This window comes from Flavobacterium glycines (genome assembly GCF_900100165.1).
In the GTDB taxonomy this organism is placed as follows: Bacteria; Bacteroidota; Bacteroidia; order Flavobacteriales; family Flavobacteriaceae; genus Flavobacterium; species Flavobacterium glycines.
The window spans coordinates 488,636-504,203 of sequence record NZ_FNEO01000001.1 but is presented as its reverse complement, the minus strand read 5'-3'; the positions used below and the strand labels follow the sequence as shown (position 1 = coordinate 504,203).

At 32.9% G+C, this 15,568-nt stretch carries 14 protein-coding genes; 12 read left to right on the top strand and 2 right to left on the bottom strand.

Annotated features, from left to right (window positions below; translation table 11 throughout):
* Positions 1-106: 106 nt before the first annotated feature.
* Positions 107-568 (bottom strand): hypothetical protein, encoded by a 462-nt coding sequence (locus tag BLR17_RS01910; protein WP_066328247.1) that lies wholly within the window; start codon positions 566-568, stop codon positions 107-109.
* A 544-nt stretch (positions 569-1,112) separates the two neighbouring features.
* Between BLR17_RS01910 and metG the strand changes: the two genes are divergently transcribed.
* From metG to BLR17_RS01870, 8 genes are all read left to right on the top strand, one after another.
* The gene (metG, locus tag BLR17_RS01905; protein WP_066328249.1) at positions 1,113-3,176 is read left to right on the top strand and encodes a methionine--tRNA ligase; all 2,064 of its coding nucleotides are present in this window, start codon (positions 1,113-1,115) and stop codon (positions 3,174-3,176) included.
* 153 nt (positions 3,177-3,329) lie between these two features.
* Positions 3,330-4,841: a hypothetical protein gene (locus BLR17_RS01900; RefSeq protein WP_139068364.1), complete on the top strand. Its 1,512-nt coding sequence runs from the start codon at positions 3,330-3,332 to the stop codon at positions 4,839-4,841.
* A gap of 99 nt (positions 4,842-4,940) precedes the next feature.
* Positions 4,941-5,813 carry a DMT family transporter gene (locus BLR17_RS01895; protein ID WP_066328253.1) on the top strand — a complete coding sequence of 291 codons (873 nt, stop codon included), beginning with the start codon at positions 4,941-4,943 and terminating at the stop codon, positions 5,811-5,813.
* A gap of 132 nt (positions 5,814-5,945) precedes the next feature.
* Positions 5,946-6,584 carry a hypothetical protein gene (locus BLR17_RS01890; RefSeq protein WP_066328254.1) on the top strand — a complete coding sequence of 213 codons (639 nt, stop codon included), beginning with the start codon at positions 5,946-5,948 and terminating at the stop codon, positions 6,582-6,584.
* A 112-nt stretch (positions 6,585-6,696) separates the two neighbouring features.
* Complete coding sequence (locus BLR17_RS01885) at positions 6,697-7,380, top strand: HAD family hydrolase (protein WP_066328256.1); 684 nt, start codon at positions 6,697-6,699, stop codon at positions 7,378-7,380.
* 101 nt (positions 7,381-7,481) lie between these two features.
* On the top strand, positions 7,482-8,903 hold the full coding sequence (locus BLR17_RS01880) for a hypothetical protein (protein ID WP_139068365.1): 1,422 nt from the start codon (positions 7,482-7,484) through the stop codon (positions 8,901-8,903).
* Between the two features lie 102 nt (positions 8,904-9,005).
* Complete coding sequence (locus tag BLR17_RS01875) at positions 9,006-9,524, top strand: ferritin (protein ID WP_066328258.1); 519 nt, start codon at positions 9,006-9,008, stop codon at positions 9,522-9,524.
* An 80-nt stretch (positions 9,525-9,604) separates the two neighbouring features.
* Positions 9,605-9,790 carry a hypothetical protein gene (locus BLR17_RS01870; RefSeq protein WP_066328259.1) on the top strand — a complete coding sequence of 62 codons (186 nt, stop codon included), beginning with the start codon at positions 9,605-9,607 and terminating at the stop codon, positions 9,788-9,790.
* Between the two features lie 292 nt (positions 9,791-10,082).
* Here BLR17_RS01870 and BLR17_RS01865 read toward each other — a convergent pair whose 3' ends face one another.
* On the bottom strand, positions 10,083-10,418 hold the full coding sequence (locus tag BLR17_RS01865; protein ID WP_066328261.1) for a single-stranded DNA-binding protein: 336 nt from the start codon (positions 10,416-10,418) through the stop codon (positions 10,083-10,085).
* A 202-nt stretch (positions 10,419-10,620) separates the two neighbouring features.
* On the opposite strand from BLR17_RS01865, the gene BLR17_RS01860 reads away from it, so the two are divergent.
* The 4 genes from BLR17_RS01860 to BLR17_RS01845 are packed head-to-tail and all read left to right on the top strand — an operon-like array spanning position 10,621 to position 15,495.
* Positions 10,621-12,150, top strand: coding sequence for a carbon-nitrogen hydrolase family protein (locus tag BLR17_RS01860; RefSeq protein WP_066328262.1), 1,530 nt, complete (start codon positions 10,621-10,623; stop codon positions 12,148-12,150).
* Between the two features lie 2 nt (positions 12,151-12,152).
* Positions 12,153-12,704: a YfiT family bacillithiol transferase gene (locus tag BLR17_RS01855; RefSeq protein ID WP_066328263.1), complete on the top strand. Its 552-nt coding sequence runs from the start codon at positions 12,153-12,155 to the stop codon at positions 12,702-12,704.
* A 5-nt stretch (positions 12,705-12,709) separates the two neighbouring features.
* A complete protein-coding gene (locus BLR17_RS01850; protein WP_066328264.1) occupies positions 12,710-13,060 on the top strand; it encodes a hypothetical protein in 351 nt (116 codons plus the stop codon).
* A 23-nt stretch (positions 13,061-13,083) separates the two neighbouring features.
* Positions 13,084-15,495 carry a M20/M25/M40 family metallo-hydrolase gene (locus tag BLR17_RS01845; RefSeq protein ID WP_066328265.1) on the top strand — a complete coding sequence of 804 codons (2,412 nt, stop codon included), beginning with the start codon at positions 13,084-13,086 and terminating at the stop codon, positions 15,493-15,495.
* The last annotated feature ends 73 nt before the right edge of the window (positions 15,496-15,568 follow it).

The window sequence follows — 15,568 nt, the reverse complement described above, 5'->3', positions numbered from 1 at the left end:
AAATTTCGGGGAAATAATTGAGGAATAGAAATGTTTTTTTAAAATGAAATGAATAAAAAAAGGGCTGTGTCAAAAGTGAAACAGCCCCTTTTTTAAATACTCATAATTATCTCGATACACTAAATTTACCTTCAGTAATCTCAATAGTTTCTCCATCAACTTCTCCAGAAAAATTAAATGTGCCTTCTATTTTTTTACTGTCGTGAGTAGTAATATTAATAGTTCCTGATGTAGCATCCATGTTTTCAATTTCAGGCATAAAAGTAAAATCAGCCTGATAAGTTGTTTCAATATTTGATAAATCATGAACTATTGTATGACTTCCTTCTGTAGCATTAACAGGTAACCATAAATCAATTTTTTTAAGTGTATTGCCCTCACCTGAGTACCCTATTAAATCCAAGGTTAACGAAGTTTGATATCCTGTATCAAAAGTATAAGTTTTTCCATTGTATTTGAATTGGATGTAATCTTTACTAGAAGAATCACTATCATTACTACAAGAAAAAGATAAGCTTAAAGCTAAAACAGCAATAGCTGACAACATAATTTTTTTTAAAATTTTCATCTGAATTGTTTTGTTAATTTTCTTGCAAATATAAATTTTTTATTACAAAAAAACGTATTTTACAAAAAAACTTACAAATTTCAATAAGGGATTGTCTAAAAGAGCTATACTGGAATTTCAGCGGAAAATTATAAAATAATGAAAGTATTTTTATCCCTGTTTTTATAATGAACCTTGTTTCGCAAATTCGTGTGTATTCGAATTTTTTTTTAAAAATCTGCTAAAAATGCGTGTATAATGTTTTTTAAGTTACAAAATTGAATCAATTAAGATTTTTCTTTTGCTGTAATGAGAATGTTGAGTTTAAAATTTTTCTGTTAGCCCTGATCGCAGCGGCATCCTTTTCCTGAATTTTTTAATCAGGAAAAGATATAGAGAAGAGCAGGAAATAGCTCCAAATAAAATCCGCACAATTTTCAATTGGATTCCTTATTTTTGCACGCAATAAAATTGAATCATGAAATGAGTCTGACAAAAAAGGGGTGTTAAATCCGGTTATAAAAGGCGAATTACATGTGACAAATAAAAACAATAGAATCAACACATGATACAAAATCCAGAAAGATATACCATTACGGCGGCTTTGCCTTATACTAACGGACCTATTCATATTGGGCATTTGGCGGGAGTTTACGTTCCGGCTGACATTTATTCGCGTTACCTGCGTTTGCAAAATCGCGATGTGTTGTTTGTATGCGGAAGCGACGAACACGGAGTTGCCATTTCAATGAAAGCTAAAAAAGAAGGCATCACTCCGCAGCAAGTAATCGATAAATACGACGGAATTATTCGTAAATCGTTTTCTGATTTTGGAATTGCATTTGATAATTATTCGAGAACTTCGGCTAAAATTCACCATGAAACGGCTTCGGAGTATTTTAGAAAATTATACGAAAACGGTGATTTTATTGAAGAAGTAACCGAACAATTATATGACGCCAAAGCCGATCAGTTTTTGGCTGACCGTTTTGTAACCGGTACCTGTCCAAAATGCGGTAATGAAGAAGCTTATGGTGACCAATGCGAAAAATGTGGTTCGACCTTGAATGCAACTGATTTAATTAATCCAAAATCGACTATTACAGGAGAAACTCCAATTTTGAAATCAACAAAACACTGGTTTTTGCCACTGGATCGTTACGATGCGTTTTTGAGAGAATGGATTTTGGAAGGTCATAAAAACGACTGGAAACCGAATGTGTACGGACAGGTGAAATCCTGGATTGACGGCGGATTAGAGCCTCGCGCAGTAACCCGTGACTTAGACTGGGGAATTGATGTTCCGGTTGAAGGTGCCGAAGGAAAGAAATTATATGTGTGGTTTGATGCGCCAATTGGTTACATTTCGTCAACCAAAGAATGGGCTGCGAGAGAAGGAAAAGACTGGGAACCGTATTGGAAAGACGAAAAGACAAAATTGGTTCACTTTATCGGAAAAGATAATATTGTTTTTCACTGTGTGATTTTCCCTGCGATGTTAAAAGCCGAAGGAAGTTATATTTTGCCGGATAATGTTCCTGCCAATGAGTTCCTGAATTTAGAAGGAAATAAATTATCGACTTCTAAAAACTGGGCGGTTTGGCTGCACGAATACTTGGAAGAATTCCCAAATCAGCAGGACGTTTTGCGTTATGCTTTAACATCGAATGCTCCGGAAACCAAAGACAACGATTTTACCTGGAAAGATTTTCAGGCGAGAAATAATAATGAATTGGTGGCCATTTTTGGAAATTTCATCAACCGTGTGGTGGTGTTGACCAATAAATACTACAACGGAATTGTTCCTGCTCCAAACGAACTTTCGGAAGTGGATGAGCAAACTTTAGCGGAATTACAGGCTTATCCAGCAGTAATTTCGAGTTCTATCGAAAGATACCGTTTCCGTGAAGCTTTAGGCGAAATGATGAATGCAGCTCGTTTAGGAAATAAATATTTAGCCGACGAAGAACCTTGGAAAGTGATTAAAGATAATCCGGAACGCGTACAAACCCAAATGTATGTGGCTTTGCAAATTGCTGCTGCTTTGAGTTCGCTTTGCGAGCCTTTCCTTCCGTTTACTGCTGCCAAATTAAAACGCATTTTAAATTTAGGCGATGTAAAAATCGATTGGAATACAATTACAGATACGGCTGATTTAATGCCGGCGGGACACCAAATTGGCGAAGCAGAATTATTATTTACTAAAATTGAAGACGAAGCCATTCAAAAACAAATTGATAAATTGGAAGCAACTAAAACAGCCAATCAGGCTGAAAACAAAAAAGCAGAACCACAAAAAGATTTAATTCAGTTTGAGGATTTTGCCAAAATGGATTTGAGAGTTGGAACGATTCTGGAAGCCGAAAAAATGCCAAAAGCCAACAAACTTTTAATTCTAAAAGTGGATACCGGAATCGACGTTCGTACCATTGTTTCAGGTATTGCCGAAAGCTTCAAACCCGAAGATATTATTGGAAAAAGAGTAACCGTTTTGGCTAATTTAGCTCCAAGAGCACTTCGTGGTGTAGAAAGTCAGGGAATGATTTTGATGACGAATAATGCCGAAGGAAAATTGGTTTTCGTAAATCCGGATGCTGACGGAGTTGGGAATGGCGAGACGATAAACTAGTTTACATGATTATCGAAATAATTTCAATCTTAATTTGATATGATAAATTACAAAACCAGCATTTTAAATGCTGGTTTTTTTAATTAAAATAGTGATAAAAATTCAATCCGATAACTGAAATTGTATTATATTTCGCTCGAAATAACTTTTACTATGAAAAAAATACTATTTAGCTTCATCTTATTGATGACAATGCTTGTTTTAAGAGCTCAAAAAGAAGTAGCCTCCCTATCTGTTGACTATTCGAGTGAGTTCTTTAGTGATAAGGAGTCTATTACAATTTCTAATGATAAAACCAAAGAGTTAGTATTGTTAATTGAGGATAATGAAAAAACTATTTTATCATTATTAGACGAGAAATTTAAACAAGTAGCTACTTTAAATGGAGAGAAATTAGATCGAAAATTTAAAACATTTATAGGGTATAGCATTCAGGGAGATATTTATTGCATTTTTTTTAAAAATAATACCAATAAAAAATTTGGTTACATAGAGTTTAATTTTAAATCAGGGACGGTTGCACAATTTCCTTTAGATTTTAAATTAGAAAATGAAAAATATGTAGAAGCAATTACTCATAATAATGTTTTTTATTTAATGACTTCAGAGAAAAAAACAGGGTATGTTAATTTCTATGAATTTGGAAAAGAAAAACATTTATTAAAACATGCTGTTGATTTTAATTTTGTTTCCTATGATATCATATCAAGTGATGAATCTATACATAAAACTCCTTATGAATTGTTGACATCAAATGCCTGGGGTAACACAGGGTCTCTTACTAAAATCGATCTCAATAGTCCAAGCGCCATCGAATCTACATCAGAGAAAGTAAAATTATATCAAATTGGAAATGAACTCGTTTTTACATTTGATAATCAAAATGATAATACATCAATTATAAGTGTAAATACAACTGATTTTTCAAAAAAAGAAATAGTTTTTGAGAAACCCAAATTAGACCAGTCTTATGATTCCTCTTCACATAATTCATTATACAATAATGGTGTTTTATATCAAGCTGTGTGTTCACCAAAACAATTAAAATTAACTGCTACAAATTTTAATAATAAAATAGTACTCAAAGAACTTAATATTACAGATACTAATGATAGTATTCCTTTTAAAAACGGACCTATTATTCAGGAAAACAGCTCAATGTGGTTTAAAGACAACAAAAGAGTTAGAGAGCTGGAAAAATCTTCAAAATTTTTAAGAAAAGTAAACAACGGACAACTTGGTATCATTGCTTTTGTTAATAATAAAAATATTAAACAAATTACAATAGGCGGATATGTTCAGCGAAGTGGAGGTGGCGGCTTTGGTATGATGCCTATGGGAGGAATTCCAATGGGAGGATTTGCAATGGGTGGTTTGCTTTTTACCCCAACATTTAATCCATTTATGGGAGCGTATAATAGTTATTCTTATACAAAATCGACACGGATAGAATGTTTGTTTGATGATAACTTTAATCATGTTGAAGGTGAAGTAGAAAAAAATATTTTTGACAAAATTCATGAACAGGAAAAAAGCATAGAAAAAGAAAAAAATCTTGCATGGGGATTAAACCTTAAAAACATCTACAGACATAACAATAAATTTTACTTGTCGTATCTAAACAATTTAGATAAAAAATATAGTATTATAGAAATTGAAAATTAATATAATTACCGTTTAACATTATTAAACAAAGAAATTTCAAAATTCAATTAGAATAATAATTGCCATAATTTATATTGTGGCAATTATTATTTTTGACAAATGAATAATACAAAACCCAAATTGGCTCTGGCAGCAGGGATACTCTGTATTTCAATATTCCCTGTTTTGGTCCGACTTCATTTGACTAACGGATTGATTTCTGCATTTTACCGCATGTTTATTGCCGCTATTCTGTTATTACCTTATGTAATTATTAGTGGAAAATTCAAATTGCCAAAATCTAAAATATTCATTCTGGCGATAATAAGCGGAATTGTATTTGCCACAGACATCGCAATTTGGAATATTGCCATTCAAAAATCGAGTGCTACACAGGCTACTTTATTGGCAAATTTATCACCGGTTTGGGTGGGTATTGGCTCTTTTTTAATTTTAAAAAATAAACCTTCGATAAATTTTTGGATTGGAACAGCTATTGCCCTCATGGGAATGGTTATTTTAGTTGGTTTTGAAACGTTCAGAAATCTCAATTTTGACTTGGCTTTTACATTCGCCCTTTTATCCGGAATGCTCTACGCTACTTACATCCTAATCAGTAAAAGTATTTTATCTAAAGTAAACATTCTCTCTTTTATGAGTATTGTATTGGTTTCTTCCAGCTTATTTTTAGGTTTGATTTGTGCTATTACCGGAGAAAATTTTATCGGTTTTTCAAACGCAGCCTGGCTGGTTTTGTTTATTCAAGGCGCCGTTTGCCAACTGACCGCCTGGTTATTAATTAGTTATTCTACCCAACATTTGCAAGCTACAAGAGTTTCACTGAGTTTATTAGGACAAGCTGTTTTAGCCACATTACTCGCCTGGTTATTTTTAGACGAAAAAATGAGTTGGTTTCGAATTATTGGTGCCGTTTTTTTACTTTTGGGAATACGAATCACTTTTTACAATAAACCAATTGGTTTTAAAAAGTAGTATTTTGTTTTCTATATAAATGTATGGTCTGTATTTTTTAAAGAATTGTCTTTAAAAAATACATTTAACAGTTTTTTCTTTCAAGATAATTGATACATTTGCTGTTGTATTAATTATCTTAACAAAACCAACATGAAGAAAATTACTTTTTTAATTTGTCTGATAGCAACAACACTAATTCAGGCACAATCAACCAAACAAATTTTTGAATCTCCAAATCTGAAAGAAGCGATTTCATCTCACAAGACTGTGGCGGTTCTACCATTTAAATCTACTATCTCATACAAAAGACTTCCTAAGAATTTCAATCCGGAGACGAATGCTCAGGAAGAAAAAAAATCGGCACTTAGCCTTCAATCAGGTCTGTACACTTATTTATTAAGAAAGTCATCTGATTATTCTGTTACAGTACAAGATCCTGAAAGAACAAATGTTTTATTGAAACAAAGCGGGAATTTTGATAAAATAGATGACCTAACTCCAGATGCTTTAGCTAAAATTTTAGGCGTTGACGCTGTTATCAAATGTACTTATGCTTACCAAAAAACAGGTAGTGAAGGTGGTGCAATTGTAAAAAGCTTACTTATAGGTTTTGGAACCGGAAAAGTAGCCACTTCCGATTTGACAATGAATATTTACAATGCAAAAGACGGCGATTTATTATGGCGTTTTTACAAGCAAATGGATGAAGATGTAATGAGTAATCCTCAAGCTATGATGGAACACATGATGCGAAAAGTAGGGCGTAATTTTCCATACGAAAAAAGTTAATTTATTTCTATGAAATACAATGAAAGAGGCTTATTGAGCCTCTTTTGTTTTTTAAAGAAATGATTTCCTTAAAAGAAAATAATTTACGAATTTGCATCAAAAACAAAAAACCATGTCCCTAAAAGTAATTGCCTTCGACGCCGACGATACCTTATTTGTAAACGAAACTTATTTCTTAGAAACAGAAGAGAAATTTTGCGAATTAATGAGCGATTACCTTTCGCATCAGGGGATTGCTCAGGAGCTTTTTAGAATAGAAATAAAAAATTTATCGATATACGGTTACGGCATCAAAGCCTACATTCTTTCGATGATTGAAGCAGCTATGACTATTTCCAACAATACTATTTCGGTTGAAGTAATTGAAAAGATTGTTGAATATGGCAAGGAATTATTAGAGAAACCTATTGTTCTCTTAGACGGAGTCGAAGAAACCCTGGAAGCTTTGTATGGCAAATACAAATTAGTTGTTGCTACTAAGGGCGATTTACTGGACCAGCGCCGTAAATTGCATAACTCAGGTTTAGGAAAATATTTCCATCATATTGAGGTGATGTCCGATAAACAGGAACAGGATTATCTGGATTTGATTAAACGTTTGGAAGTCCAGCCTTCAGAATTTTACATGATTGGAAATTCTTTGAAATCCGATGTTTTGCCTGTTTTAGCCATCGGCGGACACGCAGCTCATGTTCCGTTTCACACCACTTGGGCACATGAAAAAATTGACCATGAAGTGAAACATGAAAATTTTAGTGCTTTTGAAAATATTACTGAAATTTTAAAAAGGTTATAATGATAGAAAAACGGAATAGTTTTTGAAAGTAAAAACGTATGAAAAAACTATTCCAACTTTTGTCTTTGCTTTGCTCATCGATGCTGTTGAGTCAAACCATATTGAATACTTATCCTATTGATTTAAGAAATAATCTTAAAGATACTAAATTTATTTCGTCATCAGTTTTTAGTAATTCGATTGAAGACAATCAAATTCTTAGCGTTGAAAACGAAAAAACACATGAAGTATTTGTTTTTATTAAGGATATTGAGAAGATTACAATTCTACAGTATAATAGTACTTTGTTTCTGAAAAGAGAATGTGTTTTTTTACTTCAAAATTTAAAAGGTAAATCAATAATAGGATGTAGTTTCAATAAAGTTGGAGATCCAACACTCTATTTGACTTTGGCTATTCCTTCTAATAATATGTATGATATTGTCAATAAAATAGCTGTTGTTTTCTCTTTTAAATTTAATTTAGAAACTAAAACTCATACAGTTTCAAATTTTAAGTTTCCGGCTAATGAGTTTGCTGTAACAACATTTCAGACGAATAATTCATTTTATATTCTAGCGCAACATAGAATTATGCATGGGTTGATTGTTTATACTTTTCAAGATGCGAAAATAGCAAAGAAAGGATTTGATTTTTCTTCTTTCAGTTTTCAAGATAGAAAAGAGAAAATCTATAATTTTAATGATTTAATAAAAGCATACCCAATTGAGAAAATTGATGTTTTCGATTATAATCCTTTGGATAAGGTTGTTAAAGAAAGTAAGCTTTACATTCATAAAAACCATATTATTTTAACATTAGATCACAATCATAAAAAGACTCAGGCATTTGATATTAATCTAGAAAATAATGAATTATTAGAGAAAAATTTTCCTAAATCAGTTCTTCAAGATTTAAAAAAGATGAGTAATTCTTTTTATCAGGATGGTCAACTTTATCAAATTAATACAAGTAAATCAGAACTTTTACTGGATATAAAAGATTTTAATTCGGATCTAACGTTAAAAACCATTAGGGTTTTAAATGAGGGTGATAAAAGATCTAAAAATGCTCCTTTATTCATTCAGACAGACTTAAGAAACCCCAATGAAATAAGAAGTCCAAAAAGATTTTTACAGCATTTACAGACTTTAGATATAGGTTTGTCAGTTTTTAAAAATAAAGAAAATACGTTTATTACTTTTGGAGGAGTTGCAAAGCCTAAAAAACAAGGTGATTCGTTTCAACATCAAAATTATATTGTGAATGGATTTGATGAAGAGGATGAAGTTTTTAATCAAAATTTTTCAACAATAGAACACTTTAAAACTGTTTATTTTACACGTACATTGGATCGCAATTTTGATTTTTTAAATCAGGAACAACAACCGCTTGGAATTAATAAATTGTATTATTTTTTGAGTACCAATAAAAACATAACACTAGAGAATATATTGAAATTTAAGGATTATTATATTCTTGGTTATTATGATACTAAGTTAAAGCAATATGTAATGCGTAAGTTTGCTGATGGATTTTATTGAGTTTAAGATGTTTTGTAACCGTTAATTTTTTCTTTTAAAAAGAAAGAATTGCTTTATTTTCTTTAACTTTACTTGAAGTATAATCCATTAAATTTCGATTTTATGTTATTAAAAAATATAGAAACTGCATTAAATAAACAAATCCGTATTGAAGCCGAATCTTCTCAAACTTATTTATCCATGGCTTGTTGGGCTGAGGTTCATGGTTTAGAAGGTATTGCGCAATTTATGTATGCCCAGTCCGACGAAGAAAGAGCTCACATGCTTAAATTGATTAAATATGTCAATGAACGTGGCGGTCATGCTCAGGTTACCGATTTGAAAGCGCCTAAAACAAGTTATACTACTTTCAAAGAAATGTTTGAAGAATTATACAAACATGAAGTTTTTGTATCTGATTCGATTAACGAATTGGTTCATATTACTTTTTCTGAGAAAGATTATGCGACGCATAACTTTTTACAATGGTATGTTTCTGAGCAAATCGAAGAAGAAGCTACTGCTAAGAATATTTTGGATAAAATTAACCTTATTGGTGACGATAAAGGAGGTTTGTATTTGTTTGATCGAGACATTCAACAGTTGGCAGTTGCCAATTCAACAACGAATAATCCCAAATAAAAAACGTTAAAGTTTATTTAGAATACATAAAAATAATATTTTTTGATTTATATTTGCTTCAGTTTTAAACTGATAGTGAGATGGGCAAAAAAGAAAAAGAGAAAGACAGCAAAAAAAAGAAGAAAGACAAAAAGAAAAAAGAAGCTCTTGTTGTCATCAAAAAAGTGGAAAACTGTAAATCTTCTTGTTGTGAAAAATACAGAAAATCGGAAAATAAACGCTGCAAACGTTGCCCAATGTTTGATTTGATTAAAAAGGTAGCCTAAATAAATATAAAAACCCATCTCGTTTTAAAAATGAGATGGGTTTTCTGTTTTATCTAAATCCTTACTTAACCGCAAAGTCCGCAAAGTTTTTAAAAGAAACCATAAAGACATTAAGTTTATTTAAGAGCTCTATCTTTTGTATTTGCTTTGCGTAAAAAAATGCATCCTTTGCTGTTAATTTTAAAATTAAAAACCGCAAATTCAAATTGAAAAATCTGTGAATCTGCGGTAAATAATTCTGCGAGCTTTACGTAAAAACTTAGCGAACTTAGCGGTTAAAAATCCATTTAACTCATGGCTTTCCTAACAAAAGCAAATCAGAAACTACTACTTCGGTCACATAACGTTTTTCGCCGTTTTTATCATCGTAACTGCGGTGTGTTAATTTGCCTTCAACTGCAATTTCTCTTCCTTTAGTAACATATTTTTCGATGATTTCAGCAGTTTTTCCCCAGGCTACTAAACGATGCCATTGGGTTTCTTCTACTTTTTCTCCTTTGTCATTTTTGTAGCTTTCATTGGTGGCTAATGTAAAGTTGGCTAACTTTTTTCCTCCTTCAAAATTTTTGATTTCAGGTTCATTTCCTAAATGACCTATCAACTGTACTTTGTTTCTTAATGCATTCATGGCGTATAAAATTTAATAGTTAATAAAAATTGAAATTTGTTATTGTCATTGAAATTGATGTTGTTTCATTTCGACGAGACAAAATTGCATCAACAACCTATAGTTATTCGGTTGTTAGTTACTTACTTTCGGTTGTAAATATTTGTAAACGTTTGTAAACGGATACTATTTTTTTGTATCTTGCAGTAAATCAGTGTATTTTATGCAGGCAGAAATCAACAAAGTCGAACTACGTAATCTGAAAATTCAAGATTATAAAGATTTGAAAAAATCCATGATTGAGTCTTATCCTGAAATGATAGATGATTATTGGAGAGAATCGGATATTAAAAAACTGCTCAAAATTTTTCCCGAAGGACAATTAGTTATTTTGGTTGATGATATTGTGGTAGGTGCTGCATTGTCACTTATAGTCGAAGAAAGTTTGGTAGAAAAAAATCACGATTATGCTAAGATAACCGGTGATTATACTTTCTCTACGCATACTTCAAATGGGCAAGTGTTATACGGAATTGATGTTTTTGTTGTGCCTAAATATCGGGGATTGCGTTTGGGGAGACGATTGTATGATGCCCGAAAAGAAATTTGCGAACAATTAAACTTAAAATCTATTGTTTTTGCGGGACGAATTCCGAATTACGGAAAGTATGCCCATGAATTGACTCCTAAAGTATATATTGATAAAGTAAGAAGAAAAGAAATTCACGATCCGGTACTGTCGTTTCAGTTGAGTAACGAATTTCACGTGATGCGTGTGATGAGAAACTATCTGGAAGGTGATCGAAAATCCAAACAATTTGCCGTTTTATTAGAATGGAATAATATTTATTATGATGAAAGTCCGCAAATTATCAATGCGACTAAAAGTGTGATTCGATTGGGTTTGATTCAATGGCAAATGCGTCCGCTGAAGGATTTAGATGCCTTAATAGAACAGGCTGAATTTTTCATTGATGCAGTATCGGGCTACGGAAGTGATTTTGCTGTTTTTCCGGAATTGTTTATTGCACCTCTTATGGCTGATTATAACCATTTGTCCGAAGCCGATGCCATCAGGGAACTGGCTAAATATGCCGAGCCCATTCGGAAAAGATTTCAGGAATTAGCCATTTCATACAATATCAATATCATCACGGGAAGTATGCCTACTTTAGTTGACGGTGTGTTATATAATAGTGGTTATTTATGCAAAAGAGATGGAACTTATGAAACCTATACTAAAATTCATATTACCCCAAATGAGATATTTTATTGGGGTATAACAGGAGGAAATACCATTAAAACTTTTGATACCGATTGTGGTAAAATAGGAATCATGATTTGTTATGATGTTGAATTTCCGGAATTATCAAGATTAATGGCCGATGAAGGAATGAATATTCTATTTGTCCCTTTTCTTACCGATACTCAAAATGGCTATACCCGTGTGAAACATTGTGCACAGGCCAGAGCTATAGAAAACGAATGTTATGTGGCTATTGCTGGTTGTGTGGGTAATTTACCAAGAGTAAATAACATGGATATTCAATATGCGCAAACGGCAGTTTTTACGCCATCTGATTTTGCTTTTCCAAGTAATGGAATAAAGGCCGAAACAACACCAAATACCGAAATGACTTTGATTGTGGATGTCGATTTGGATTTGCTCAAAGAATTACACGAACACGGAAGTGTCAATATCTTAAAAGACCGTCGTCATGATTTGTATCGAATTAAAAAACTAAGAAGTTAAGTATGAATGACCAATTGTATGATTTGGAAAGTTTACGATTTCCAATAGGAGAATTTCAAAAACCGGATTGTATAACTCAAGGAAATTTGGATACTTGGATTACAGCCATTGAATGTTTTCCTTTCAAAATAAAAGAACTCACTAAAAACCTTTCGGTAAATGAAGTAAATTGGATTTACAGGCCTAATGGCTGGAAAATAAAACAAGTAGTACATCATTGTGCGGATAGTCATATCAATAGTTTTGTTCGTTTTAAATTGGCATTAACCGAAGATAAACCTGTAATTAAACCTTATGAAGAGCATTTGTGGGCTGAGCTTACTGATGGACTGGATGATGATTTAACGGCTTCACTTCAAATAATTGAAGGGGTGCATGCACGTTGGGTTTTGTTATTGAAATCTTTTGGTGAACAGGAATTAAAGAAACAATTTATTCATCCGGCTACGAATAAAACGTTGTGCTTAGAGGAAGTTATTGGCGTTTATGCCTGGCATTGTAATCATCATCTGGCGCATATAGAACAAGCCTTATTTTATAAGGGACAATTTTAAAAATTATGGTAAAAAGTTGTTTAGAATGTGGTGAAAAAATTATAGGTCGCGAAGACAAGAAGTTTTGCAGCGATGGTTGTCGCAATGCCTATAATAACAAGATGAATAAGGATAGTAATAATATCATGCGTAATATTAATAATAAATTGCGTAAAAATTATCGCATTCTTGCCGAACTCAATACCGATGGAAAATCGAAAATAACCAGAACCAAACTGCTGAGTAAAGGTTTTGATTTTGAGTTTTTCACAAATATTTTGAAAACTAAAACAGGAAACACATACTATTTCTTATATGATCAGGGTTATATGTTATTAGAAAATGATATGTATATCCTTGTCAGAAAAGACAATTAAAAAACCCTCCCAATCTGCCTAAAATGAAAAAAGATTTATCTTCCATAGTATTTGTACTGTTCTTTATTGGAATTCTTGCTTTTGTGTATCTCAGTATCATGCCACAATGGACAACAAATGACGAGAAACCCTTAGAAGAGTTTTCGACCAAAAGAGCTTTGGTACACATTAAAAAAATGAGCCAAAAACCCCATTTTGTAAGTTCAGATTATCACAATCAAGTGGCGAATTATTTACAGGATGAGTTGCATAAATTGGGGCTGGAAACCCAGTTTCAGGATGGATTTACGTTAACGGACTGGGGTAATTTAACCAAGTCACACAATATCATCGCCCGAATTAAAGGGAGTGAAAATGGCAAAGCGTTATTGTTACTTTCGCATTATGACAGTGCACCGCATTCGGCTTCTCCTGGAGCTAGTGATGATGCTTCCGGAGTGGCTACTATCTTAGAAAGTGTTCGTGCTTTTTTACATACTAAATCGGCACATAAAAATGATGTTATTATTCTGTTTACCGATGCTGAAGAATTAGGTTTAAACGGAGCTGCTCTTTTTGTAACACAACATCAATGGGCTAAAGAAGTAGGTTTGGTGCTGAATTTTGAAGCCCGGGGAACATCGGGGCCCAGTTATATGTTAATGGAAACCACTAAAGGAAATGCAGGAATGGTAGAAAATTTTGCAGCAGCCAGTCCTTCGTTTACGGTTTCCAATTCGTTAATGTATAGCATTTATAAAATGTTGCCTAATGATACCGATTTGACGGTTTTTAGAGAGCAGGGGAAAATACAGGGTTTTAATTTTGCTTTCATTGACGGACATTATAATTACCACACGGCTCAGGATGATGTACAACATTTAGATGTCAATTCTTTAGCACATCAGGGTTCTTATCTGATGCCTTTGCTTAGTTATTTTTCTAATGCTGATTTAAACAGTGTTCAGGCCCTAGAAGATAAGGTGTATTTTTCAATTCCTTTTGGTTTTATCAGTTATCCTTTTAGTTGGGTAATGCCTATGCTGATTATTGCTTTTGTTTTGTTTTTATTCTTTGTCTTTTTAGGAATTGCCAAGAGAATACTAACGATGCAAAAAATTATAAAAGGTTTTATCCCTCTTCTGGGTTCTTTGTTTGCTTCGGGTTTAATTACTTTTTTGGGTTGGAAACTATTGTTGCAGTTTTATCCGCAATACAATGATTTGCTCAATGGATTCACTTATAATGGGCATGATTATATTGCGGCTTTTGTTTTATTAAGTATCGCTGTTTGTTTTGCTTTTTATCATTTTTTTGCTCCCAATAAAATCACAGCCAATCATTTTGTAGCTCCCTTGTTCATTTGGTTGCTTCTTAATGCAGGAATTGCTTTTGGATTAACAGGTGCCGGTTTTTTGATTGTTCCGGTTTATTTCGGGATTTTTGCTTTTGGATTTTATATTCTTACTCAAAAATACAATCCGATTTTAAACCTTATTTTTTGCGTTCCTGCTTTATTGATTATCGCTCCTTTTGTTGTGATGTTTCCCGTAGGTTTAGGTTTGAAAATAGTATATGGAAGTGCAATTTTAACTGCACTTTGTTTTGGATTGCTGTTGCCTGTTTTGGGGAATTTTGTTCAAAAAGGAACCTGGTCGCTGCTTTTTCTTTTGGCCTCCATTGGTTTTTTTGCGAAAGGGCACACAGCATCTGAGTATGAAAAAGGAAAGGCAAAATCAAATAGTTTGGTTTATCTCTATGATGCTGATGTTAATACGGCGCAATGGTTAACGTATGATAAAAATCTGGACGATTGGACGAAAAATTATCTGGGAGAAAATCCGCAAGAGGCAAAAGGATTGGAAGCTATTCCGCTTTTTAGTAAATACGATACTCATTTTACTTTTGCTGCTAAAGCACCTTTAAAACGTATCGCACAACCTACTATTGATTTTTTAACGGATAGTATCTCGGATAATCAGCGTTATTTGAAGATTCGAATTGCTCCTAACCGAAAAGTCAATCGCTATGATATTTTTGCCAATGAAAAAATGGACTTGTACAATATCAGAGCGAATGGCGTTTCACATTTAGAACAAAAAGGGAAAATTTACGAAAGGGAAGGAAAGCGCCTGTTGAGTTATTATGTGGTGGATAATGAGCCGTTGGTATTGGAATTTAATATCAATGCGGGAACCGTTTTGGATATGCAGTTGTTAGAAAGTTCGTTTGATTTATTGCAAAATCCATCATTTGCCATGAAAAAACGTGCCGACTGGATGATGCCAACTCCTTTTGTATTAACGGATGCTATTGCGGTTAAAAAAGCCATTCGTCCAAGTGCGAGAGTGATTCGGGATACGGTTCCGGTTGTAGCTCCTAAAGTCAGATTTGTTAGGCCGGTTAAAGTTAAAGTAACACCTTCTGTGGAAATTCAAAAGGATAGCAGTAATTAAAACTTTTAGATTGTAATTTCAAACCAGTTAGTTTTTAGAAATCAACTGGTTTTTTTGTGCAATTTTTTTTATA